This is a genomic window from Acinetobacter sp. WY4 (assembly GCF_018438165.1).
Taxonomy (GTDB): Bacteria; Pseudomonadota; Gammaproteobacteria; order Pseudomonadales; family Moraxellaceae; genus Acinetobacter.
In genome coordinates this window covers 2,640,574-2,665,417 of record NZ_CP053947.1, presented here as the reverse complement: position 1 = coordinate 2,665,417, position 24,844 = coordinate 2,640,574, and the positions used below count along the sequence as shown (strand labels likewise).

The following is a 24,844-nucleotide window of genomic DNA, read 5'->3' as shown; positions in this document are numbered from 1 at the left end:
GTCGCTTTTTTTAGCTTCGCTGTTGGTGTAACTGCCTTTTGCGCTCTAACAATGTCTGTCCGGTGGCTGCCTTGTAGGCCCGTGCCAAAGCCGATTGATCAGAGTAATCCAGCTGCTCGGCGATCTCGCTCAGCCCCAGTCCCTGTTGCAACAGCAGCTCGCAACGTTTAATCCGCTGCTGTTCCAGCAGTTTTTTAAATGAGGTGTCATGGGTGCTGAATAAGCGCTGCAAACTCCGTGTCGACATCAGCAACTGACGGGCAAGCTGTTCAACTTTAATGGCCTGATGCCGGATACGGAGCTGTTCGGCAATCATTTGCTGGGCCTGCTCCAGATAATTCTCAAGTGGTGGCTTGGCTGCAATCGCCTGTTCTGCCTGATGAACCAGTAGCTGCAACAGCATTGGATCAGCTTGCTCAGACCGATGCGCCAGTCCTTGTAGATCCAGTTCTATGCCATAGTAGGCTTGGGAAAATATCACCTCGCTGGCGAAAAACTTTTGATAATGCATTTGTCCCCTATCGGGCGCATGGGCAAAGCGTACACAACGGACTAACAGTTGATGATCCTGCAAAATGACACGCCCCAACTGCACCATCGCGGCCATGGTCAGCTCATTGAGCAGATTATATTTTTCATCCAGATAAGCCTAATATAATTCAATACTGTGTTCATGTTGCTTCAACTGCAAAGGTACAAACTCACTGCCATCAATCACCAGTCGTTGAAAGCGAATGATATGCCGGATCATTTCCGCAACGCTGCTGCTTCGCGAAGCCATATAGCCGAGCACGCCAAAATGTTCTGGACGAATAACCTGCACGATCTCGAAAATTAGTTGTGGACAGTTTAAATGTTGCCGGGTTCTTAACAGAAGCTGATTTAATAATTCCAGCGGCACTTGCGTGGCAAAAGGCTGATCAATCAGGGGGACAAGTGCTTCATGTACATCTTGCAGAAAGTCAGCTTCCAAAGGCTCAATTTGCAGACTGCGCAGATAAGTCGCCCAAAGCTGAATATAACCATTGGATATTTTAATTTCTTGCATGCGCGCTTCCCGCTGCCTGCTTTAGTCTAAGCAGTTTTATTTTCATTTGGCATAAAATGTATAAAAATTGGCAAGCACTGTCAAAACAATTGCGACATTCCCCGACATACTGTCCGCATCGTCACAAAAAAGAATTCCTAAGATGAATGCAGTATTAAAATCTTCGATAAAGCCCGTGGTCCGGACCCAGCTTGATTTTAAACTGGATGAAATTCCGCGCTACTGGTTTGGCGGCGATCCCTTTCTGACCCGCATGTTCGATGCCTTGAGCCTGACCTTTCCAGATGGCGAGCGTTATTTTATTCAAAGTGTGCGCCTGTTCCGCGATCAGATCACAGACCTGGAACTGCAACAACGTGTGGCAGATTTTATTCGTCAGGAAGCACAGCACGGCATTGCCCATGAAAAGATGAACCAGCTGATGCGTGAACAAGGCATGCCCGTCGATGATTTTATCGAACGTTTAAATAATATGTTCGCCTATGACCTCAAACATCGTTCAGCACAGTTCAATATTGCAACTACGGCAGCGGCAGAACACTTGACCGCGCTGATGGCTGAAACTTTTTACGGTCAGAAATCCACCTTAAAAGACGGCCATCCTTATGTACGTGCCATGTTTGCCTGGCATGCGATTGAAGAAATGGAACATCGTGATGTGGCTTTTGACGTGATGAAAGAGGTCGCAAAAACACCTGAATGGATGCGCAAAATGACCCTGCTCAGTACGACATTTTTGATGTTTAGTTATACCGCCTATCGCGCCAATGTCATGCTGAAACATGATGGCTTCAGTGTCTTAGAGCGTCTGCAAATGAACCTGAAAGGACTGCCCTGGTTGTTTGGCCGTAACGGCACCTTGACCCGCATGGGCCCACAATATCGGGACTGGTTTAAAAAAGACTTCCATCCTAGTCAGCATCCGGTTATTGCGCAATATGATGTCTGGGTAAAAACCTTAGCCGAAACCAATGATCCAATTCAGGCCGGTGAAGCCTTCTGGCAGGCCGCCAAAGATTAAGCTCAAATCAAAAGAGCCTTCAAAATTGAAGGCTTTTAAATTAGGTCTTATGTCCTGCACTTTTACCATTTGGCATAATGCTGTTCAAGCAAGGCATATTCATTTAGTAAAATAATTTCCTGATCATCCTGCTGAATCGTTCCGGAAACCTTGGCTTGCCACTGACTAAACTGGCTCCCGACCAGACGCAGGTTGAGATTTTCATAACGGCGCCAGCCTGTGCTGACCATCAGATTCAATCTTTCATCCAGCGACTGAATCGTCCATTGGTTTTCCGATTCCTGTTGAAACAGCACATCGGCCAAGGGATAAATTTTCCCATTGATCCACAGACAGTTTTCGTTACCGAAGCTTTCATTTACGCCTGACGCCAGATTAATACCAATCCGGTTCTGGTTCAGATCCCAGAAATTACAGGACAACCAGAACCAGGCGGTTTCCGGGCGCAAAAAGCCGCAGGTATCATCCAGAGAGGCAAAGCTGCGTTCATTAAACTGGATGGTTTCACCTTGCTTGTTAATGAAAAAACCTTCACAGCCCAAGGTGGTTAATTTCTGGGTATAAGTCCAGCCATTTATGCCGGTCGGACTGCACATACTCAGTGGATCAGTTCCGGCACAAAAAATTCGCGCACTGAGTTTAATCTCGCCATATTTGCTGACATTGATATAACGCACGCCGTTGGCATGCTGGATATCGATCTGAAAAGGTGAATTATGGAAATAACTATGATTAAACAGTGGCTGTTCATCCAACACGGTGTTGCGTGACAGGAAATTAATCGCATTCCATTCCAACACTTCATTGGTCATATGGTTATAGACATAGACAAAACCATGCCCTGCCCATGCAATATCGGCAATCGCCAGTCCAATCGTATAATGCTCGTGCTGAATACTACAGAATTTGAATTTTTTATATTTTAGATGCTTACGCCAGCCTGACAGCACATGACCATAAGGATTTTTGTATTGATATGCCTGATAGTCAATACTTTTTGGAAGCTCCTTGAAACGTCCATAACGTGGTTGTCCATTTGCCTGAATTAAATCCATTTAAGACATTCCATCTCAGTCAAAACTGTTTTTCCTTGGCAGTATTATGCCAATTATTAAATTTTGATAAAGAGATTTTTTAAACCGCTTATCGAATCATCAAGCCAGCCGCAAGTTTAATTCAATCACAAACCGCTTTAAATCGTGAGATAGGTATTTTCCCAGCGATTGCCGCTAAAACTACCTTCTAACAGTTGTACGTAGTGGCCATAAACCTGATCGATGGCAATACAGTCATCTACATCCAGCACGCGGTCGGTATGCTGTTTTTGCCAGTGCCGGGCGAAGTAAGCTTTACCGCGCTGTTTAGCGACCATAGCATTCTGCGCAACCACCAACACATAACGATGTAACTCACCAAACTCACGTGGATCATAACCACCCAGATTAATCAGCCAAAGTTTTTCATCGGATTGCTGTGGCTGTGCATCAGTAAATTGCAGCGCATAGGACCTGCCTTCAAACTCTAGCCCATTGATTTGCGCCCAGGCATCAATATGCAAGCCTTTCTGTTCCGCAAACCAGGCATTTTTCAATTGCGCATAGGTATCTTCCAAACTCTCTCCTATTGCCAAAACCACATCATGAACTTCTGTATTGGCACGGGCATGACGACCACCGAGCATCACAATAAACAGGCTGGGCATTACATTTCCTTGTTAGCGTCAATCTTTAAGATCATTTCATTGATGCTTGCCAGTATAGCGCAAAGCTATTCCATGATGATGTAGCCCTCTGCCAAGGACAAATTTGCATCTTCAGCCTGACTGAATTTTCGCAAAACAGCATCCAGTCAGTCGGTATCGATATCCATATCGAGGATCAGTTTAAGCCTGTGTCAGGATCAAAAAACCATTTTCAGTGAATACAATTGGCTAGCGAATCATTTCCGATCATTTTCATCAGGATTTACAGCGATAGAGGATTATTTTTTTGTACAAAATACAAACACGGCTAAACCGCACAAATCTGTATAAATTTTCGCCCAAATTTCAATCTAAAGGCATATTTCGTTGACTGAAATGCGCTGAAAGACGATACTCTCAATGTTTTTATTTAAGCAAATCGGTTCAAAGAGGCTGGGCCAAAAGTTCGGTCCTCAGAAACTCAATCCAACGCAAGGGGCTATATATGGCTGGTGGAAAGTCAACTATCATTTACACACTGACCGACGAGGCGCCATTACTGGCGACTTATTCTCTGCTGCCGATCATTGAGACCTTTACTAAGCCAGCTGGCGTTGAGATCGTCAAAAGTGACATCTCTGTAGCTGTGCGCGTGCTCTCCGAATTTACAGATTACCTAAGCGAAGAGCAAAAGGTGCCTGACACTCTAGCTGAGCTAGGTCGTCTTACACAAGATCCAGACACGAACATTATCAAACTCCCAAATATCAGTGCTTCTGTTGGCCAGCTAACAGCGTGTATCAAGGAACTTCAGTCTAAAGGCTATGCAATCCCTGACTATCCTGAAAACCCGACCACTGAAGAAGAAAAAGCAATCAAGGCACGTTATAGCAAATGTCTTGGTTCAGCAGTAAACCCTGTTCTACGTGAAGGTAACTCAGATCGTCGTGCGCCTGCTGCCGTTAAAAACTACGTGAAAAAACACCCTCATTCTATGAGCGAGTGGAAACAGTGGTCTCAAACTCACGTTTCACACATGGACGAAGGTGACTTCTACCACGGCGAAAAGTCGATGACTTTAGACCGCGCACGTGATGTGAAAATGGAACTGATCACCAAGTCTGGTGAAACCATTGTTCTTAAGCCAAAAGTTGCGCTTCTGGACGGCGAGATCATCGACTCAATGTTCATGAGCAAAAAAGCGCTTTGCGACTTCTATGAAAAAGAACTGGATGACTGTAAAGAAGCAGGTATCCTATTCTCTTTACACGTTAAAGCAACCATGATGAAGGTGTCTCACCCAATCGTCTTTGGTCACTGTGTAAGAATCTACTACAAAGAAGCATTCGAAAAACATGGCAAGCTTTTTGATGAGCTTGGCATTAATGTCAATAACGGTATGGCCGGTCTTTACGAGAAAATCGAGACACTTCCAACTTCTCAACGTGAAGAAATCATCCGTGACCTGCATGCTTGTCAAGAACACCGTCCAGCACTGGCAATGGTTGATTCAGCAAAAGGCATCACTAACTTCCATTCTCCTAACGACGTCATTGTAGATGCTTCTATGCCTGCAATGATTCGTGGTGGCGGTAAAATGTGGGGCGCTGACGGTAAACCTTACGACTGTAAAGCAGTTATGCCTGAATCTACATTCGCGCGTATTTACCAGGAAATGATCAATTTCTGTAAGTGGAATGGCAACTTTGATCCAAAAACCATGGGTACTGTACCGAACGTTGGTTTGATGGCGCAAAAAGCTGAAGAATACGGTTCACATGACAAGACCTTCGAGATCTCTGAAGCTGGTGTTGCAAACATCGTTGATCTTGAAACTGGTGAAGTGTTGATGTCACAAAACGTGGAAGAAGGCGATATCTGGCGTATGTGTCAGGTGAAAGACGCACCGATCCGCGACTGGGTAAAACTTGCAGTTACTCGTGCACGCAACTCTGGCATGCCGGCAATCTTCTGGCTTGACCCGTACCGTCCACACGAAAACGAACTGATCAAGAAAGTTGAAAAATACCTGAAAGATCATGACACCACTGGTCTTGACATCCAGATCATGTCACAAGTACGTGCAATGCGTTATACGCTTGAACGTGTTGCTCGCGGTCTAGATACTATTTCTGTAACAGGTAACATTCTGCGTGACTACCTGACTGACTTGTTCCCGATCATGGAATTGGGTACATCTGCGAAAATGTTGTCAATCGTGCCATTAATGGCAGGTGGTGGCATGTACGAAACAGGTGCAGGCGGTTCTGCTCCTAAGCACGTACAGCAGTTAGTTGAAGAAAACCACTTACGTTGGGATTCACTCGGTGAATTCATGGCGTTGGCGGTATCTTTAGAAGAAATGGGTATTAAAGAAGGCAATGACGACATCAAGTTACTTGCTAAAACTTTAGACCAAGCGACTGGTAAATTGCTAGATAACGACAAGTCTCCTTCTCGTCGTACTGGCGAATTGGACAACCGTGGTAGCCATTTCTACCTGGCGAAATTCTGGGCTGAAGAACTTGCTGCTCAAGACGAAAATGCTGAATTGAAAGCGAAATTTGCACCACTTGCAAAAACTTTAGCTGAAAATGAAGAGAAAATCGTTGCTGAGCTTGCAGAAGTTCAAGGCAAATCAGTAGACATCGGCGGTTACTACGCAGTTGATCAAGAAAAAGTAAATGCAGTGATGCGTCCAAGTGCAACGCTGAATGCTGCTCTTGCTTCTATGTAATGAGTTAAAAAATCGATTTAACCTTAGGTTAAATTGATTAAAAAAACCGGCACTGACGTGCCGGTTTTTTTTATGTCCAATTCATGCAGCGCAATCACTGAAGCAATCCATTTTTTAAGCAGTTCTATGCAGTGTTATTTTCACAAGCTATCTTTTAAATCAAGAAGATAATTTTGAAGAGCAGATAAAAAGAAACAGGTTATTATTTTTCAGCCAATAAAAAACCCCAAGACTGAATGTGCTTGGGGTTTTTTAGAATTTTGGTCCCGAGGGTCGGACTCGAACCGACACGTCATCTCTGACAGCGGATTTTGAGTCCGCCGCGTCTACCAATTTCACCACCTCGGGAGTGGATGAAAGGTATAATACGCGATTTCTCAGCACTGTCAACGCAGAATATTTGCATTTGTTTATTTTTAAAACAAATCGCATTTTTTCGTTTTAAAATCGAGCAATTCCCGCCACAAAAAAGAAAAAAGTTTATACTAGCCGCAGTTTTTTTAGCGTAAATCATCATGCAACTTTCTGATTTTAATTTTGATCTCCCTGATGAGCTGATTGCTCGCTATCCACTGGAAACACGCAGTGCCTCTCGCCTGCTGCACCTCGATGCTCAAGGTCAATATCATGACCATCAATTTACCGACATTTTGGATTTACTTGAAGACGGCGACTTATTGGTATTAAACGACACCAAAGTTATGAAGGCCCGTTTAAAAGGTAAACGTGCTTCAGGCGGTGCAGTAGAAGTGCTGGTTGAACGTATGCAAGATCGCTTTATTGCCTACTGCCATATCAAGGCCAGTAACACTCCGAAAGCCGGTGCAGAACTTTTTATTGGCCCAGATGCTGTTAAAGTCACGGTACAAGGCCGTCATGAAAACTTGTTTATAGTAGAATTTTCACAACCAATTCTAGATGTGCTGGATCAATACGGCGCCTTGCCAATTCCGCCTTATTTCAACCGTGAAGCGGAAGAGATTGATACTGAACGTTATCAAACTGTATTTAATGACCCGACCAAACTGGCCAGCGTTGCAGCACCTACTGCCAGCCTGCATTTTGATGCCGATCTGTTGGCAAAATTGGAAGCCAAAGGGATTCAAAAAACTTTTGTGACCCTACATGTTGGTGCAGGTACTTTCCTGCCAGTGCGTACCGATGATATTCAAAATCACATCATGCACAGCGAATGGTGCGACGTCCCTGAAACTGCGGTCGAGATGATTCGTCAGACTAAAGCCCGCGGTAATAAAGTCATTTCTGTAGGCACGACTGCCACCCGTGCAGTCGAAAGTGCAGCACAAGCACATAACGGTGAACTGGCAGCCTGGACAGGTGATACCCAGATTTTCATCTATCCGGGTTATCAGTTTAAAGTGGTCGATCGTTTGATCACTAACTTCCATTTACCAGAATCGACCCTGTTAATGCTTGTGTCTGCCTTGTCCAATCGTGACAATATTCTCAATGCTTATAAGCATGCAGTAGACAGCCAGTATCGCTTCTTCAGTTATGGCGATGCCATGCTGATTGATCAGGCGAAATAAGCGAGAACCATTGCCCATGCCGATCGAGTCTGTACAACAGTCCATTCATATTCGCCGCAAGAAAAATGCAGTGGTGTTTCAAAATATCGCTCGGCTTTGGGATCTGGGTCAACAGGCCAAAACGCATCAGGAACTGCTAGACGGATTGCATCCCTGGAATGGCCCGATTACGCTCAAGTTTGAAAATAACCTGCCACTCGCGCTTGCCGGAATTGGGCTTTTTCTGATTGGCAGCATTTTTATTGCGCCGGGAAATATCTGGATTCAGGGCAGTGTTTTCCTCGGCTGTCTCTGCATCTTCTGGGCCTATATTTGCTATGAACAGCAGCAGCCCTTAGAGGAAGTCATTGCTTTTCTGGAAGAACAGGCATTGGCCAAGAAATATCAGCTTGCCTTTCAAAAACAGCCACAGCATATTTCCATGCCACTCAATCCCCTGCACTTTGTCCGGCATTTAAAACAATTATTTCCAGTATTCAATCAAGGTTCGTTGAGTAATGAAATTCAACGTTATGCCAGCACGGTCTGGGAAGACGAAAATGGCCAGCAACATCAGGTACTACTCTTCCAATACCACTATATTGATGAAGTGCAGGCCCGAAACAAGGAAGGTCAGCCAGTCAAACTGATGCAGGTCCATAAAGACCTGTGGGGCGTGTTTGTGTTTGATATCCAGATTCAGGGACTGGCCGTTACGACTTCCAGAAAGAAATTTTATTATCCTTATAGCCATCCCTGGCACAGCAGCGATATTCGCACCAATCAGCGCTTAAGCTTTTATGGTAGTGATCCGCTGCAAACTGCCAAATTACTCAGTCCAGGTTTTGTCCTACGACTGGCCGATTTTTTTGAACAGCGTCAGGGTGATTTACTGTTTCACCCGGAAAACAAGATGCTGTGCTATCTGGGGCCACATGATTTATTTCAGGTATCGAGCAAGCAGCAGAATATTAGCGATATTTCCACATTGCGCGGTCACCTGAGAACGTTTAAATTAAAACAGCTCGAAAACTTACAACATGATCTGCTGCAGTTTTTAAAATAAATTTTTCGCATCATTTTTTAAATATAGATATAGCTTGGGGAGATCTCGGATGGGATTTTTGATTTTATGTTTGGTCATTGTGGCACTGATTGTCGCGATTATCATGATCCGCAACAGTATTGTCCGTCATCATAACGCCACGATTCGCGCCTGGTCGGATGTCGCCAGTTATGAACGGCAAAAACTGAAAATTCTGGATGGGCTACAACCGCTGGTCGAGCAATACTCGAGTTTTGAAAAAGGTACGCTTGAAAAAGTCACCGAACTGCGTCAGAACATCATGAATCTGAATATCAAGGATGCCGATATTGGGCAGTTACAACGCATTGAAAGCCTGAATAAACAGTTGATGCATAGCCTGAATGTGGTGATTGAAAATTACCCGGAGCTGAAAGCCAATGACATCTATCTGAAAATGATGGCTGAAATTGAAGAACAGAATGAAAATGTCGGTGCGGCGATTACCATTTATAATCGCAATGTCGAGCTGTTTAACAACCAGATCCAGATTTTTCCGCACAACATCATTAATAATATGTTACTCAGAAAAAAAGTGGTACGTCCATTCCGTGATCAAAGCGTGACACAGAATTTTGATTACCGTCCGAACTTTCACTGAGTGAACAGCAAGATCTGATAAAATTTTGCATCCTTGGCGCATTAACTTATTATAAAAATAGCCAAGGATGCGGCTGTACCTATCTAAAACTTATAATATAAAGAATAAAAATTATGCTGGATTATTTAGAGCACTTGCAACAGACGCTGGTCGAGGAATTTTATCGGTTATACGACCATTATCAGGATGATCAAATCTATGCCTGTAGTCTGGTCTTTGACGAATTTTTACTGCTGGATGATCTGGCCATTTCGACTGAACGCAGTATTTTTAAAGATCCGGAATATCTTCAGCAATATCTGGAGGAACAGGATCGCTGGAATGTCCGGAAATGGCGTTATCGGGCACATGCTTTGCCCCACTCTGGACTCATTCCCTTTAAAACCTTGCTGGCCGATTATTTTAAAACCCAGCACAGCTTTGGCCATCCGGTATTGGCACAGCAAAAACAGCTGCACGCGACGCATCTGGATTTATTGCTGGAGAGTTTTAAACAGGCCAAACATCGTCTTTCTGAGGCCTATGGTCTGGATCTGGATAGCATCCTGTTTTTCATGAGCCTGCCGACCCAAGTCGAATTTGAATGCCAATCTGCGCAGACCCTGAAGCCTGAGCATATTCATTTACAGAAATTTCTGGCATCCAGACAAACTACTCATTTACCTGCCATGCAGAAACGCTTGAAACTCTCGCAAAACGACAAGGATATTCTGATTGATCTGGAGCAGATGCTGGTAATGGAGCCTTATGACTATCTGCAAGTGGCGCAAGATGCCTATTTGCTGACCTTGGAATCCTACTTTGTCGATAGCAATATTTATATCCAGAAACTGATCCAGCATATCGCTGCAATGGCCTCCGAGCCGGATGGCAGCTGCGCCCTTAGCCGGGAAGATATCCAGCAGCGCTTGCAGCAGTTTTCTCCACATCCGCCAATATCTCCGGATGTTCCTTAGCTTCAGCGATAAATAAAATTACAGAGCGAATGCTCTACAATGCTGGCGTTTAGTGTAAGAATCAAGGAAAATAGCGCCCTTTAGCTATAACAATCAGCGAACTGTTTTTTCGCCTTGATGTGGAACTCCTATGAAGTTTGAAAAATTAGGTCAGTCGGGCCGTGCCCGTCGTGGTCGTTTAACGCTTGAACATGGTGTGGTTGAAACCCCGATGTTCATGCCTGTGGGTACGTATGGTACGGTCAAGGGCCTGTTGCCACGCGACATTAAAGAGATCAAATCTCAAGTCATTCTGGGCAATACCTTCCATCTGTATCTACGTCCAGGACTGGATGTGATTCGTGAACATGGCGGCCTGCATGGATTTATGAAATGGAATAGTCCCATTTTGACCGATTCAGGCGGCTTTCAGGTCTTCAGTCTGGGCGCAATGCGTAAAATTAAAGAAGAAGGTGTGACCTTCCGCTCACCAATCGATGGTTCAAAAGTATTTTTATCTCCTGAAATTTCAATGGATATTCAGCACACGCTGAACTCTGACATTGTAATGATTTTTGATGAATGTACCCCGTACCCTGCGACGCATGAAGAAGCACAAAAATCTTTGCAACTTTCTTTACGCTGGGCCAAACGCTGTAAAACCCAGCATCATGACGTGCTGAAAAACCGTAATGCGCTGTTCGGTATTATTCAAGGCGGTATGTATGAAGATTTACGTGATGAGTCTTTAAAAGGCCTGCTTGAAATCGACTTTGATGGTTATGCGATTGGCGGCCTGTCGGTGGGCGAACCAAAAGAAGAAATGATCAAGGTCCTGGATTATCTTCCAGAAAAAATGCCTGCAGACAAACCGCGTTATTTGATGGGTGTCGGCAAGCCTGAAGATATTGTGGAAGCGGTGCGTCGTGGTGTCGATATGTTTGACTGCGTGATGCCAACCCGAAATGCACGTAACGGTCACTATTTTGTGACAGACGGCTTGGTGCGGATCCGTAACAGTAAATACCGTCATGACCAGAGTCCACTCGATCCGCATTGCGACTGCTATACTTGCCAGAACTTTACCCGTGCCTATTTATTCCATCTTGAGAAATGTGGAGAAATGCTCGGCTCTATGCTCGGTACGATTCATAATCTGCGCTATTACCTGCGTTTGACTGAAGCGATGCGTGATGCATTAGACAACGGTACATTTGACGAATTTGTTCATGACTTTTATGCCCGCCGTGGCCTGGAAGTGCCACCTTGTCCGCAAGATTAATCCATCAGCATTTGCGCTGAGGAAAAAGACAATGTAAATTGCAAGAATATGTCAATTTATTATCGAGTTGATCACCAGTTTTTTATTTTAGGAAAATGTAATGAGCCTTTTTATTTCGACTGCTCACGCTGCAGGTGAAGCTGCACAACAACCAAGCATGATGGCGAACCTTTTGATGATTGCTGTTTTTATTGCAATCTTCTATTTCTTGATCTGGCGTCCTCAATCTAAACGTGCCAAAGAACACCGTGCTTTGGTCGACAGCCTTGGCGTTGGCAGTGAAGTGGTATTTGCAGGCGGATTAATGGGCAAAATCACCAAGATTGAAGGTGACTTCGCAGTGGTTGAATTGAGCCGTGGTGTAGAAGTCAAAGTTCAACGTGCAAGTGTGATTTCAGTCCTCCCTGAAGGCACTTTAAATAACCTTTAATCAAAAATAGTCGTGCCCTCGCACGACTTTTTCATTTTAAGAAGAAAACGAATGCGTTACCCAGCATGGAAATATGTACTGATCCTGGTTGTCCTAGTGATCAGTACCTTATATGCCCTGCCAAGTTTGTATCCAGATGAACCTGCTGTACAGATTTCGGGTGCCAAAGCCGGTACTCAAATTGATGCAAGCATCGTACAAAAAGCAGAGCAAATTTTAAAAACTGAAAATATTGCCACCCATGACAATAGCTTTGGCAACAATGCAGCTTTATTACGTGTAGATTCAAGTGAATCGCAGCTTAAAGCTAAAGAGGCTTTACGTCGTGGTTTAGGTGATGATTACGTGGTTGCATTGAACCTCGCCCCGACCACCCCAGAATGGCTGCAAAAAATTGGTGCCAAACCAATGAAGCTCGGCCTGGATTTACGTGGTGGTGTTCACTTCTTGCTTGAAGTGGATATGGACAAGGCCATTTCCCAGCGCATGGAAACCTCTGCGACGGATCTACGTCGTCAGTTGCGTGATAACAACCTGAAATTTAATAGCCTGAATTTAAGCAACAACACCATTGTGATGCAGTTTGCCAACAATGATGATCGTTCTGCAACGATGGACTTCTTGCGCCGTAATGGCAATGAGTTTACCCAGCAGGCTGTTGCGACCGAGACCGGTTCGACCTTACGTCTAAACTATACTGATGTGCGTAAGCAAGAAATTGAATCTTATGCTGTCAATCAGAACTTGACCACTTTACGTAACCGTATTAACGAGTTAGGTGTGGCAGAAGCACTGGTTCAAACTCAGGGCAGCAACCGTATTGTGGTTGAGCTTCCTGGTGTGCAGGATACCGCTGAAGCGAAACGTGTCTTAGGTCGTACCGCGAACCTCGAGTTCCGTCTGGTGTCTGACCTGAATGATCAATATATTGATCCATATACCGGTCAGGCAACGGGTGCATTGCCACCAGGCACAGAAGTCTTTGCTTATGAGTCACTGGACAGTGGTCGTCAGCTCCTCTTGAACCGTAACCGTATCTTAACCGGTGAACGTGTTCAGAATGCATCAAGTGGCTTTAGCCAAGACACAGGCGGTGCTGAAGTTAACATTACCTTGGACAGCGCAGGCGGCAAACTGATGTCGGATGCCACCCGTAATGCGGTCGGCAAACGTATGGCCGTCTTGTTCATCGAGAACAAGCAGCGCATTAATTATGTGGAAGACCCTGCGACCGGCACTCAGACTGAAGTTCGTACCCCGTATACTGAATCTGTAGTCATTAACGCTGCAACCATTCAGGCAGTACTGGGTTCTCAGTTCCGTATTACTGGCCTGGACTCGCCGCAAGAAGCTGCTGAACTTGCCTTGATGCTGCGTGCAGGTGCGTTGGCTGCGCCAATGTATTTTGTTGAAGAACGTGTAATTGGTCCAAGTCTGGGTCAAGAAAACATCGATAAAGGTGTACTTTCAACTCAGATCGGTTTCCTTCTGGTCGCCATCTGGATGGTGGTATTCTTCCGTCTGTTTGGTGTGATTGCCAACTTTGCCTTGGTCTTTAACCTGGCGATGATTCTGACAGTCATGTCTTGGATTGGCGCTTCCCTTACCCTTCCGGGTATTGCCGGTATCGTCATTACCATTGGTATGGCGGTCGATGCCAACGTACTGATCTGTGAACGAATACGGGAAGAAATGAAATGGGGGGCTTCGCCAAAACAGGCGATTGTTGCTGGTTATGATCGTGCCTATAACACCATTTTCGACTCGAACTTAACCACATTCCTGGTGGCATTCATTCTGTTCGCGATTGGTACAGGTCCGATCAAAGGCTTTGCCGTAACCCTGATGATTGGTATTGTCTGCTCGATGTTTACTGCAATTACAGTAACGCGTGCCGTGGTACAGCTCATTTATGGCAAAAAACGTAACTTGAAAAAGTTGAGCATTTAAGGAGATCACTGATGACTGAAAATACTCAACTGAATCAAAAACAGTACGGTCGCCCGGAAGACGAACGCATTATTCCGTTTATGAAGATTGCGATGCCTGCGGCATTGTTTTCAATTCTCTTAACCGTTGCGAGTATCTTCTTTATTGCCACCAAAGGCCTGAACCTCGGTTTGGACTTTACCGGTGGTGTGGCAGCCGAATTAAACTATACCAATCCGGTCAAACCTGAAGATGTCTCCAAGGCATTGAACCAGGCAGGCTTTAATGATGCTGTGGTACAGACTTTAGGTTCTGAACGTGACCTGATGGTGCGTATGCCAGTTCAGGAAGATATCGAAGCTGAAGACCTGACCAAAGCTGTTACAGCAGCGGTTCAACTGCCAAATAATGCGGCAGAAGTACCGAAAGTTGATGTGGTCGGTGGCCAGGTCGGTAATGAACTCTATGTCCGTTCTGGTGGTGCTGTGGCACTTGCGCTCATGCTGATGCTGGTCTATGTCACCATCCGCTTTGAGGTCAAGCTGGCTATGGGTGCAGTATTGTCACTGTTCCATGATATCGTCGTTACCCTGGGGATCTTTGCGATGATGCAGTGGCCATTTGACCTCACTGTACTTGCAGCACTCCTTGCAATCATCGGTTTCTCACTGAACGATAATATCGTGGTCTCTGACCGTATCCGTGAGAACTTCCGTAAGATTCGTGGTGCAGAACCGGTCGAGATTATCAACATTGCCCTGACTGAAACGCTGCGTCGTACCATTCATACCTCTATGACCTTATTGCTGGTGGTGCTTGCCATGATGCTGATGGGCGGCGATGGTCTGAAATGGTTCTCGATCGCGATGTTTGTTGGTGTCTTTGTCGGGACCTATTCGTCCATCTATATCGGTACGGCCTTTGCCTTGTGGCGTGGTCTAAACCGTCAGGACTTTATTGTTCAGGTGAAACCAGAATTTGAAGACGAGAACCAGATTCCATAATCTGTTCTGTTTCATGTTCATCGTTCAGCCCGTCTTATGATGGGCTGAATTATTTCTGCCGTTTGAATATGTGGCAGCGGGAATAATCGCAATGACTGGATGGATTTTCTCAATATCAGTTTTCTGGAAAACCACCTTTCTGCTTTCATCCAGACTTTGAAATTTATAATGATCCTGAGTTTCACTGACCAGTTGCAAAATGAGCTGCAAGCCATTGAGCAGATACACACAGAGTATGCCTGCAGTGGATAACTCGGCCTGTTTGTCACAAACCAGCCACCAGCCCGGTTTTAAGCTGGGAAAATAATACGGCCCTGCTACCCAAATCGCATAATGCTGTGCTTGCAGATGAAAAATATCCTGATTGAATGAGAGCGCTGAATCCAAGGAGATAAGTGCGAATGCCTGCTGTTGCACCACCTGCATTTGCAACAGTACACCTTGCGCTGGAATTGGAGATAATTCAACTTTTGGTTCAGTCGACTGATCTAGAATGAGCACATCTAGACCCAGTTGTTGTTCCAGCTCCCTTGCTGCTTTCTCGCCGATCTGGCGTTTGCTATTCAGCAATTGAGCGATATACGATGCAGACAAGCCGAAATGCTCACAGATCTCTTTGCCGGTTTTAAATTGCTGCGTCTCGATCAGCAGATCAATCACCTTGGCCAGATTATTTCGTCTACGTTCAAATATTTCGGTCGCGCTCATCTTGGTTTTCTGGTCTATTTTTTATGCATGTGATTCAAATACCTTACAATAAAAAAGCCCGCAATTAAATTGCAGGCTTTTTAAACTTACATAACGGGAATTAAGTGCCCTGTACCAGACGGCGCGCGCTGATAATTCCCGGCTGCTGTTCTAGACGGGCCAATAGCTTGGAAAGTTGTGCCAAACCTTTGACTTCAATCAACAGCTTCATATTGGCAATACCATCCGCTTCCGAAATGGTATTCACCTGGCGGATATTGATCTGATCCGAGAAAATCACTTGCGTCAGATCTTTGAGCAAACCGCGTCGATCATAAGCTTCCACCACAATCTGTACGCTCTGACCGCGAGTCGGCTGCATTTCCCAATCGGCTTCTACCGCACGCTCAGGCTCTTGAGAAATCATACGCACATAGTCCGGACAAGCGACCTTATGAATGCTCACCCCCCGATTCAGAGTGATATAACCTGCAATTGACTCACCATGCACCGGTTGGCAACATTGCGCGACATGCAATTCCACGTTATCCAGACCGTCGATCAGAATCCCGTGCGCTGACAGCGTATGACTGGCACGCGGGTTCAGGGCAGGTTTTAGCACCAGTTCAGGTTCGTCCTGATCCAGATGCATATGGCGGTTCACCTGATTAATCAGAGCATGCAAGCTGATATCGCCATTGACCAGATTCACCAGAATGTCATCACCGGTTTTGACATTGAAGTGGTTGCAATAATCACTCAGATCAATCGATTTCGGGTGAATTGCCAGACGTGATAGTTCCTTGTTCAGTACTTCACGGCCAACTTCCAGATTCTTGCTGCGATCCTGCTGGCGGAACCAGTGGCGCAGCTTGTCCCGCGCACGGGCAGTTTTGATATAACCCAGCGAATTAACCAGCCAGTCCCGATTCGGTTCCCGGTCTTTTTTGGTCAAAATCTCGACCTGCTCACCAGTTTTCAGAGTGTAGGTCAGCGGCACATAGCGCTGATTCACCCGTGCGGCATAGCACTTGTTCCCGACCTCGGTATGCACATGATAAGCAAAGTCGAGTACGGTCGAATCACGCGGCAGCTCTTTGATATCGCCATCACGACTAAACACATAGATCTTTTCGAAGCCTTCAAAATCTTGAATATGCTCAAAATTCTCTATTTCATCTTCAGATTCTTTATGTGCACTGCTTTCATTACGTTCTTGATAATGCTCAAGTACCGCACGTAAGGAATGCAGACGATGGTTAAAGGAGCGATCTGTGGTTTTCGCGCCTTCTTTATAATTAAAGTGTGAACACACCCCAAGTTCAGCTTCGTCATGCATTGCATGAGTACGAATCTGCACTTCAAGTGACTTATTCTCGGCAATCACCGCAGTATGTAAAGAACGATAACCATTGGCTTTCGGATTGGTAATATAGTCATCAAACTGATGCGGAATATGGCGCCAGATCTGATGCACAATACCTAAAGTGTGATAACACTCCGGCACACTTTTCACCAGTACCCGTAAAGCACGAATATCATAGAGCTGGTCAAAGCTCAGGTTCTTGCTTTTCATTTTTCGATAAATCGAATAAATGTGTTTCACCCGGCCATTAATTTCAGCTTCGATACCATGCTCGGCCAATTCATTGCGTAATTTATCAATCACAAACTGAATATACTGTTCACGCTCCAGACGCTTTTCATTCAGTAAGGAAGCAATTTCTTTATAACGTTCCGGCGCAAGATAACGGAAAGCCAGATCTTCCAGCTCCCATTTCAACTGGGCAATACCCAAGCGGTGTGCCAGTGGCGAGTAAATGGTCAGAATTTCTCGGGCCACCCGTTCCTGACGCTCACGCGAGGAATTGGCCAGTTCACGCAAGGCATAGGTACGTTCGGCAAGCTTGACAAGAACAACACGTACATCTTCGGTGACCGAGATCAGCATTTTGTAAATGCCAGACAGATGTTCACGCTGGTTATTATTGAAATGATCTTCCAGGCGTTTATTTTTTTCGATCAGCTCAGACAGCTTACCCATGGCAAGCGTACCTTTGACCAGGCTATGCACCTGTTCGCCGAACTGTTCCAATACTTCACTGAGTGGCATGACGCCTTCACGAACAGCACGATACAACATGGCTGCGGACAAAGTATCTTCATCGACATGCAGATGCGCCAGAATATCCGCCATCTCAATACCAGTATAAAAGGTATTGGAGCGGTGCTGAACCGTACTTTGCAGCTCTCTTTCTAATGTTAAGTGGGCGACTTCTTCGAGCTGCGTTAAAGGTGCGCCATCTAATATGCCACGAACCCGATCCAACCATTCAGTCAGATCCTGGTGTGCTTGTTCGGCATGTTCTACAGTCGTCTCCTGTGACAACTCATTGAGTCGTCCAGGGAGTTGCTCACGTACTGTGACCATACCCGTCTCCTACTTTTAAAAACATCATTTCTTTAATCGTTTATTTGATTTTCTTTTTCGAACAATGCGATTGATTCAACATGTCCAGTATGTGTAAACATATCCATCACACCCGCTTGGGTGAGACGATAGCCCTGTTGTACCAAGAGTCCTGCATCTCTGGCGAGTGTCGCAGGATTACATGACACATAAACGATTCTTTTAGCTCCAAACTGAGGGATATAATGCATCACTTCTTCTGCCCCGGCACGTGGCGGGTCGATTAATAATGCATCAAAACCTTGATTTGCCCAAGTGTGGTGCGAGAAATCTTTGGTTAAATCTTGTGAATAGAACGATATTTGTGCAATACCATTGTTTTTGGCATTTTCCGCACCACGTCGAACCATTTCATCACTTCCCTCGACCGCAATCACCTGACCCGACGCACCAACACAGCGCGCAAGAGGTAAGGAAAAGTTTCCTAATCCACAAAAGAGATCCAGAACCCGTTCACCCTGCTGCAGTTGTAGCAAATCACATGCCAATCGTACCATTTGCGGATTGATGCTTGAATTTACCTGAGTAAAGTCCAGAGGATTAAAGCCGAATTTCACATCAAAGTCATCAAGACCATAGTGTAAGCGTGCAGATGCTTCTGTATCATCTATTCGCGAAAGCGTTTCTTTGCCGGCAGGCTGCAGATACAGTTGCCAGCCTTTCTGTAACGTAAATTCGCGCAATTGGTTGACATCATCGGCAGATAATTTTGCAGTTTCACGCACCAGCAGCGCAATGTCCTGATCCCCCATGGCCAATTCTATATGACCGATGTCGGCCTTACCATTCAGACCTTGCAGCAATTGTTTAAGACGTGTAACCGAGCCAAACTCGCGATCCAAGATCATACAGCGATCAATCGGTGTCAGTTTGTTGGACTGATTCTCACGAAAACCCACCACCAGCTGATCCTTGGAAGGTAGATAACGCACCCCAATCCGGGCTTTACGGCGATAATCTTCACGTTGTGAACGTAAAGGCTGTAGCCATTGATCAGGCTGGATTCCAGCAAAATGCTGAAGATGCGATTTCAGCACATTCTGTTTCAGTTCAATCTGCGCATCCGCAGCAATATGCTGCATATTACAGCCACCACAGATCCCAAAATGCGGACACACCGGCTTCAAGCGAATCTCGGAAGCGTCGCTCAACAATTCAAGACTGTCGGCTTCTTCAAGTTTTTTGACTTCGCGGGTAATGCGGGCACGCACGGTTTCACCCGGCAAGGCATAACGGATAAAGACTTTCTTGCCATGTTTATGCTGCGGATGATCCGGATGTGAACCATAATGAGCGATGCCACGTCCCTCATGCGATAGTGACTCAACCTGAAAAATGTACTCGGGTTGCTGGATAGGACGTGCTTGTGCTCGATGTTTCATGAAAACCTAGGGTATGGAGATGGGAAAATCAAATTGGGTAAATTCAGTTCGTTGCGAAGTCTCACGCCAAACTGATAAAAAGTCCGCATGCTGCGGTTGAGTCTGCAAATATTGAATCGTGCTTTGCAGCAGATGCTGATAATCCGGCAGTAACAGCTGGCCTTTTAACAGCAACCAGCGGATATACACCAGCCAGGTATTCAGGACATCACCTTCACAATAAGACGTCAGTTCGGTCCATTGCTGATTGCGGACATATTCCGGAACCCGATAGGCTCCGTCACCGCGCTTGCCTGGATAACCCAGCAAATGTGCAACATCATCCAGCTTCTGGAAATGACGGGCATGAAACATGGCCATCACATCCATCAGGTCAACATGACGATGATGGTAACGATTCTGGTAGTTATTATAACGCTTTTGCGTATCAATTTCGCCCTGATCGAACAGACTCGGTGCAGAGAGTCCATGATACATGGCGCGGTATAAAATTACTGGTAAATCAAACTGTGAGCCATTCCAACTCACTAGAGTCGGATGTCGCTTGTCAAAAATGGACAAGAATTTTTTCAAAATTTCTGCTTCAGAATGCTGTTCTCGACTAAAGGAAAACAGCTTCATACCCTGTTCATCCATCCATAAACCGGAAATACAGACAATTTCATGCAGCGGTAAACGCTGAAAATCAGAGCCTGAATCCTGACGGCGTAATTTGGTCAGGGCCTGATCCAGATCTGCTTCGGGCAGGTCCAGACCAAACAGATGCGCGCCTGATTTGAGATCGGTTTGGGTTTCAATATCGAAAGTTAAAACAGGCAGGCGCATAAAACAGTGCTCAAATAATTATTCAGGATCTTGTACAGAGAATAACCCTGTAGACAAGTAACGGTCACCACGGTCACAGATAATACACACAATCAATGCATCCGGATGTTCTTCCGCCAGTTTAATCGAGGCCCACACTGCCCCACCAGAAGAGGTTCCGGCACTGATGCCTTCTTTCTGTGCCAGCTTGCGCATGGTTTTTTCAGCTTCGATTTGTGGAATATCAATAATGCGATCGACTCGGCTGCGGTCGAAAATGGTTGGCAGATATTCTTCTGGCCAGCGACGGATTCCGGCAATGCTTGAACCATCAGATGGCTGTAAACCGACGATCTGAATATCAGGATTCATTTCTTTCAGGTATTTCGACACACCCATGATGGTGCCGGTGGTCCCCATTGAGCTGACAAAATGGGTAATTTTACCACCGGTTTGTTGCCAGATTTCTGGACCCGTGGTCAGGTAATGCGCTTCGACATTGTCCGGATTTCCGAACTGATTCAGCACCAGACCCACACCATCATTCTGTATTTGAGCAGCAAGATCACGTGCACCTTCCATGCCCTGCTCTTTGGTTACTTCAATTAGCTCGGCACCATACGCACGCATCGCGTCCTTACGTTCCTGACTCATATTGTTCGGCATGATCAGCTTCATTTTATAGCCACGCATTGCTGCGACCATCGCCAATGCAATCCCAGTATTTCCGCTCGTTGCCTCAATCAAGGTGTCACCCGGTTTGATCTGCCCACGCTTCTCGGCCTGCATGATCATATTATAGGCCGGACGGTCTTTGACCGAACCTGCTGGGTTATTGCCTTCGAGTTTCGCGAGTACTGTAGCTTGAGTGTGACTTGCCAGACGCTGTAAACGCACCAGCGGCGTTTTGCCTACATAATGGTCTAACAAAAATTCATCTGCTTGAAAATCAGGGATGGTATTACTCATTATTTGCACCTATATCGAGGTGCGGCTATTGTATGAAAAAATGCTTTTCCCTGCACCCATTTAGCAAGGCTTTTTCAGAAAACTCACTAAAACTCACACACTATCAAGCCATAAACTACATTTCCCGATAATTTAGCCAGGTGAAGCAGCTCGCTAATGAAGATGAAAATACTATTTCAGTCTGGCACTTTTACAGATTGAAATTTCGTGCGTCTTAGTCTTGCTGTACCTGAGCAAAATTAACTGAAATCTCTTGTATTTTTAACTGCTAATCCGAAGCTTTATAAAAATTATGCTTAAATTTTAACTGTCGATTTAAAGCATGCTAATATGCCAGGCATAAAGAAAATACTGCTTAAATCATGTCAACGATCAACAAAAAGCTGTTTAAACGCCTACACTTAAATCATGCCTATGGACAGCTGATTGCGCTGATTTTTGTGCCGATTACCATTTTGGCCTGTGTCGGTGCCATGCTGGTGTTGACTGAGACCTCGAATGCCGCACGTGCCCAGCAGAAGCAGATGGCCATTGCGATTCTCACCCGTTTTCAAGGCACCTCAGAATATGCACTGGATATCTTGAACCTGTATCCATGGCAATATGACCAGGCTCACAACGCCATGCAGAACATGCTGAATGAAAAGCATCTGGTTCGGGCAGCGGTTCTGGACGAAAATGGCAAGAGCCGTTTGGGCATCGGTTTTCAGGAACAGGCGCCTTGGCCAGAATTTGAGAAAAGCGGCAATTTTGTTGGTCCGATTCTGCATCAAGATAATCATATCTATGCCATTAAAGTGAATGAAAACACTTTTTCTACCGGCTGGCTGGCGATCGAACTGGATAACCAGCCGCTAGCAATTGCCCGTTACCGAGTACTGATCGTACTGATTGCGACCGGATTACTGACCTTATTATTGTTATTACTTTGCTTGAATTTCTACTCACGGCGCTGGATCGCCCCAATGTATGAGATTCGCATGCAATTGCAACGCCTGAATGCCGATACCCTCGGCCAGCATATGGTGATTAACAGCACCGGCGAGCTGCGTTTATTGCAACGTGATATCGCCAATGTGGTGAAACGTTTGCATTTCAGCTTTCTGGAACTGCGTGAACATACCGAACAGACCGAAGACGATTTACGCCGCACCCTCGACACTTTAGAAGTCCAGAATATTACCTATCGTCAGGCACGCGACCAGGCGATCTCGGCCAACCAGGCCAAGTCGGTGTTTCTGGCCAATATTTCCCATGAATTGCGCACCCCGCTGAACAGTATTGATGGTTTTATTCATCTGTTGTTACGTCAGGGCAATCTCAGCAACGAGCAGAGCCTGTATTTGCAGACCATTCGTAAGTCTTCGGCGCATTTGCTGGCACTGATCAATGATGTTCTGGATTTTTCCAAAATTGATGCCGGCAAACTGGAACTGGAAACGGCACCTTTTGATCTGGAAGAAGCGATTTTTGATGTGATGGACATGTTGTCACCTCTGGCAGCACAAAAACATATTGATATGGCCTTCTATTATGCAGATGGTGTGCCAAAACACATTATTGGTGATGCGCTACGATTTAAACAGATTCTGACCAACCTGATTTCCAATGCGATCAAATTCACTCCGGATGGAGAAATCATTGTCCGGGCACGCATGGAACATGATGGAATGGATCAGTGTGTGCTGCATTTTAGTGTACAGGATAGCGGCATTGGCCTGAGTGGTACCGACCGTAAAAAGCTGTTTGAGTCCTTCTCGCAGGGTGATACCTCGGTGACCCGTCAGTTTGGCGGTACCGGTCTTGGTCTGGCAATTTCCAAACAGCTGGTCAGCCTGATGCATGGCCAGATTGGTTTTGAAGACAATCAGGAACGTGCTCCAACCGAAAAAGGCTCTACTTTCTGGTTTACTGCCCAGTTCCTGGTCGATGAAGATACCGTGATTGAGCATCCAGATTTTAGCGAATTGACCGTGGTGTCTTATCTTGCACACCCGGCAACTGCGAATGTGCTGCGGCATTATCTGGAAAATTATCAGGTTAAACATATTGAATGTGCATCAATTCTGGATCTGTTTAGCCGTCTGAATCATTTACAGAATAGCGAAAATACCTGGCTGATCGTCGATCATAGTGGTGACAGTGAAGTCTTGTTACGCGAAATCCGTTCACGTTATCAGGGTCATCTGGCTGTCTATGGTTATCAGATGCAACTGGATCCAAGCATGCTCAATGACCATCGTGCCCGTGCCCTGCATCAGCCACTCAGCCGCAGCGCGCTGATTCAGTTACTCGGCAATCAGCCGGTCTTCGACCAGGAACAGCATGAAGAATTTAATGGTCAAGGCCTGCATATTCTGGCCGTGGATGATCACTTACCTAACCTGATTGTTCTGGAAGCCTTGCTGGGTGAACTCAATGTCACCACGACCAAAGCCCTCAGCGGGCAGGAAGCGATCGATATTATTCAGCGCCGTTATGAACAGGAACAGCCAGCATTTGATCTGGTGTTTATGGACATTCAGATGCCAGTCATGTCGGGGATCGATACCACCCGTGCTATTCGCTCGCTGGAATCAACTTTTGAAAATCATAGCCGCCTGCCGATTATTGCACTGACGGCGCATGCACTTTCTGATGAAAAACATAAACTGCTGCAAAACGGCATGGATGATTATGTCACCAAGCCGATCCAGATCGAGCAGATTATCCAAATTTTGACGCACTGGACCACCGAGCATTTTAAACGGATTCCGGTACTGGAACGTGCCAATGTGATTGATGCTCTGGATCCAAATATTCTGGACTGGCAGCAAAGCCTGCAACTGGCAGCCAATAAGGAAGATCTGGCGGTAGATCTGTTACGCATGCTGGTGGACAGCTTTGCGGATGAACTCGATGAAATGCAGCAACTGATTGAACTGGAAGATTTCCCACAACTGGAACATGTGCTGCATCGTTTATACGGCGCGACCCGCTATGTCGGTGCACCGACTTTACAGAAAGTCACCGGTGGCTTTGAACAGTTCGTTTCAACCCTGCGCAAAGAACGCCGTAAGGCCGATGAAAACTTTGTTCAGGACGTGCTGAAATATTTTGATGAACTCAAAGCCGTGGTTGAACAGGTTGAACAGGCTGCCCAGCAAATTTTGAAGCAACATTTGAATTAAACCTCTGAAGTGGCTCAGTCCATGACTTAAGAAGTGTGACTGAGCTGTCATGCAAGCCTAAAGGCTGCATGCTATGCTCAA

The 24,844-nt window shown here is 45.6% G+C and carries 18 protein-coding genes, 1 tRNA gene and 1 pseudogene; 11 read left to right on the top strand and 9 right to left on the bottom strand.

Going from position 1 to position 24,844, the window contains the following annotated elements:
* Positions 1-10: 10 nt before the first annotated feature.
* Positions 11-1,048, bottom strand: a pseudogene (locus G4D73_RS12485) (AraC family transcriptional regulator ligand-binding domain-containing protein).
* Between the two features lie 142 nt (positions 1,049-1,190).
* Between G4D73_RS12485 and G4D73_RS12480 the strand changes: the two are divergent.
* Entirely contained in the window at positions 1,191-2,069 is an 879-nt protein-coding gene (locus tag G4D73_RS12480; RefSeq protein ID WP_005106097.1) for a metal-dependent hydrolase, read from the top strand.
* Between the two features lie 62 nt (positions 2,070-2,131).
* On the opposite strand, the gene G4D73_RS12475 is transcribed toward G4D73_RS12480, so the two are convergent.
* Together G4D73_RS12475 and G4D73_RS12470 are read right to left on the bottom strand one after the other, a co-directional pair.
* Positions 2,132-3,124, bottom strand: a complete 993-nt coding sequence (locus G4D73_RS12475) for a DUF2804 domain-containing protein (protein ID WP_213686886.1) — start codon at positions 3,122-3,124, stop codon at positions 2,132-2,134.
* A 137-nt stretch (positions 3,125-3,261) separates the two neighbouring features.
* Complete coding sequence (locus G4D73_RS12470; protein ID WP_213686885.1) at positions 3,262-3,771, bottom strand: DUF1543 domain-containing protein; 510 nt, start codon at positions 3,769-3,771, stop codon at positions 3,262-3,264.
* A gap of 484 nt (positions 3,772-4,255) precedes the next feature.
* On the opposite strand from G4D73_RS12470, the gene G4D73_RS12465 reads away from it, so the two are divergent.
* Positions 4,256-6,487, top strand: a complete 2,232-nt coding sequence (locus tag G4D73_RS12465) for an NADP-dependent isocitrate dehydrogenase (protein ID WP_213686884.1) — start codon at positions 4,256-4,258, stop codon at positions 6,485-6,487.
* 261 nt (positions 6,488-6,748) lie between these two features.
* Here G4D73_RS12465 and G4D73_RS12460 read toward each other — a convergent pair.
* Positions 6,749-6,835 (bottom strand) — tRNA-Leu (locus G4D73_RS12460).
* Between the two features lie 167 nt (positions 6,836-7,002).
* Here G4D73_RS12460 and queA point away from each other — a divergent pair.
* The 8 genes from queA (at position 7,003) to secF (ending at position 15,281) form a co-directional block, all read left to right on the top strand.
* Entirely contained in the window at positions 7,003-8,037 is a 1,035-nt protein-coding gene (queA, locus tag G4D73_RS12455; protein ID WP_005106092.1) for a tRNA preQ1(34) S-adenosylmethionine ribosyltransferase-isomerase QueA, read from the top strand.
* A 16-nt stretch (positions 8,038-8,053) separates the two neighbouring features.
* Positions 8,054-9,082 carry a hypothetical protein gene (locus tag G4D73_RS12450; RefSeq protein ID WP_213686883.1) on the top strand — a complete coding sequence of 343 codons (1,029 nt, stop codon included), beginning with the start codon at positions 8,054-8,056 and terminating at the stop codon, positions 9,080-9,082.
* 49 nt (positions 9,083-9,131) lie between these two features.
* Positions 9,132-9,701, top strand: coding sequence for a LemA family protein (locus G4D73_RS12445; protein WP_071851643.1), 570 nt, complete (start codon positions 9,132-9,134; stop codon positions 9,699-9,701).
* 113 nt (positions 9,702-9,814) lie between these two features.
* Positions 9,815-10,657, top strand: coding sequence for a DUF4303 domain-containing protein (locus tag G4D73_RS12440; protein WP_213686882.1), 843 nt, complete (start codon positions 9,815-9,817; stop codon positions 10,655-10,657).
* A gap of 130 nt (positions 10,658-10,787) precedes the next feature.
* Positions 10,788-11,918 (top strand): tRNA guanosine(34) transglycosylase Tgt, encoded by a 1,131-nt coding sequence (gene tgt, locus G4D73_RS12435; protein ID WP_005252828.1) that lies wholly within the window; start codon positions 10,788-10,790, stop codon positions 11,916-11,918.
* A gap of 100 nt (positions 11,919-12,018) precedes the next feature.
* Entirely contained in the window at positions 12,019-12,348 is a 330-nt protein-coding gene (yajC, locus tag G4D73_RS12430) for a preprotein translocase subunit YajC (protein WP_004645158.1), read from the top strand.
* Between the two features lie 51 nt (positions 12,349-12,399).
* Entirely contained in the window at positions 12,400-14,298 is a 1,899-nt protein-coding gene (secD, locus tag G4D73_RS12425) for a protein translocase subunit SecD (RefSeq protein ID WP_004733746.1), read from the top strand.
* A gap of 8 nt (positions 14,299-14,306) precedes the next feature.
* Complete coding sequence (gene secF / locus G4D73_RS12420; protein ID WP_213687755.1) at positions 14,307-15,281, top strand: protein translocase subunit SecF; 975 nt, start codon at positions 14,307-14,309, stop codon at positions 15,279-15,281.
* Positions 15,282-15,305: 24 nt separating this feature from the next.
* Here the strand turns inward: secF and G4D73_RS12415 are convergent, their stop codons facing one another.
* From G4D73_RS12415 to cysM, 5 genes are all read right to left on the bottom strand, one after another.
* Positions 15,306-15,989, bottom strand: a complete 684-nt coding sequence (locus G4D73_RS12415) for a hypothetical protein (protein WP_213686881.1) — start codon at positions 15,987-15,989, stop codon at positions 15,306-15,308.
* 100 nt (positions 15,990-16,089) lie between these two features.
* The gene (locus G4D73_RS12410) at positions 16,090-18,399 is read right to left on the bottom strand and encodes a RelA/SpoT family protein (protein ID WP_005106083.1); all 2,310 of its coding nucleotides are present in this window, start codon (positions 18,397-18,399) and stop codon (positions 16,090-16,092) included.
* A 32-nt stretch (positions 18,400-18,431) separates the two neighbouring features.
* Positions 18,432-19,820, bottom strand: coding sequence for a 23S rRNA (uracil(1939)-C(5))-methyltransferase RlmD (gene rlmD / locus G4D73_RS12405; protein ID WP_213686880.1), 1,389 nt, complete (start codon positions 19,818-19,820; stop codon positions 18,432-18,434).
* A 6-nt stretch (positions 19,821-19,826) separates the two neighbouring features.
* Positions 19,827-20,645 (bottom strand): 3'-5' exonuclease, encoded by an 819-nt coding sequence (locus G4D73_RS12400; RefSeq protein ID WP_005248065.1) that lies wholly within the window; start codon positions 20,643-20,645, stop codon positions 19,827-19,829.
* A gap of 18 nt (positions 20,646-20,663) precedes the next feature.
* Positions 20,664-21,593: a cysteine synthase CysM gene (cysM, locus tag G4D73_RS12395; protein ID WP_213686879.1), complete on the bottom strand. Its 930-nt coding sequence runs from the start codon at positions 21,591-21,593 to the stop codon at positions 20,664-20,666.
* 362 nt (positions 21,594-21,955) lie between these two features.
* Between cysM and G4D73_RS12390 the strand changes: the two genes are divergently transcribed.
* A complete protein-coding gene (locus tag G4D73_RS12390; RefSeq protein ID WP_213686878.1) occupies positions 21,956-24,763 on the top strand; it encodes an ATP-binding protein in 2,808 nt (935 codons plus the stop codon).
* The last annotated feature ends 81 nt before the right edge of the window (positions 24,764-24,844 follow it).

Bases quoted from the DNA above. Each gene is read 5' to 3' on its own strand.
- G4D73_RS12410 (WP_005106083.1), bottom strand. From the start codon at position 18,399: ATGGTCACAGTACGTGAGCAACTCCCTGGACGACTCAATGAGTTGTCA.
- G4D73_RS12445 (WP_071851643.1), top strand. From the start codon at position 9,132: ATGGGATTTTTGATTTTATGTTTGGTCATTGTGGCACTGATTGTCGCG.
- yajC (WP_004645158.1), top strand. From the start codon at position 12,019: ATGAGCCTTTTTATTTCGACTGCTCACGCTGCAGGTGAAGCTGCACAA.
- G4D73_RS12440 (WP_213686882.1), top strand. From the start codon at position 9,815: ATGCTGGATTATTTAGAGCACTTGCAACAGACGCTGGTCGAGGAATTT.
- cysM (WP_213686879.1), bottom strand. From the start codon at position 21,593: ATGAGTAATACCATCCCTGATTTTCAAGCAGATGAATTTTTGTTAGAC.
- G4D73_RS12475 (WP_213686886.1), bottom strand. From the start codon at position 3,124: ATGGATTTAATTCAGGCAAATGGACAACCACGTTATGGACGTTTCAAG.
- tgt (WP_005252828.1), top strand. From the start codon at position 10,788: ATGAAGTTTGAAAAATTAGGTCAGTCGGGCCGTGCCCGTCGTGGTCGT.
- secD (WP_004733746.1), top strand. From the start codon at position 12,400: ATGCGTTACCCAGCATGGAAATATGTACTGATCCTGGTTGTCCTAGTG.
- rlmD (WP_213686880.1), bottom strand. From the start codon at position 19,820: ATGAAACATCGAGCACAAGCACGTCCTATCCAGCAACCCGAGTACATT.
- G4D73_RS12470 (WP_213686885.1), bottom strand. From the start codon at position 3,771: ATGCCCAGCCTGTTTATTGTGATGCTCGGTGGTCGTCATGCCCGTGCC.
- G4D73_RS12400 (WP_005248065.1), bottom strand. From the start codon at position 20,645: ATGCGCCTGCCTGTTTTAACTTTCGATATTGAAACCCAAACCGATCTC.
- queA (WP_005106092.1), top strand. From the start codon at position 7,003: ATGCAACTTTCTGATTTTAATTTTGATCTCCCTGATGAGCTGATTGCT.
- G4D73_RS12480 (WP_005106097.1), top strand. From the start codon at position 1,191: ATGAATGCAGTATTAAAATCTTCGATAAAGCCCGTGGTCCGGACCCAG.
- G4D73_RS12390 (WP_213686878.1), top strand. From the start codon at position 21,956: ATGTCAACGATCAACAAAAAGCTGTTTAAACGCCTACACTTAAATCAT.
- G4D73_RS12450 (WP_213686883.1), top strand. From the start codon at position 8,054: ATGCCGATCGAGTCTGTACAACAGTCCATTCATATTCGCCGCAAGAAA.
- G4D73_RS12465 (WP_213686884.1), top strand. From the start codon at position 4,256: ATGGCTGGTGGAAAGTCAACTATCATTTACACACTGACCGACGAGGCG.
- G4D73_RS12415 (WP_213686881.1), bottom strand. From the start codon at position 15,989: ATGAGCGCGACCGAAATATTTGAACGTAGACGAAATAATCTGGCCAAG.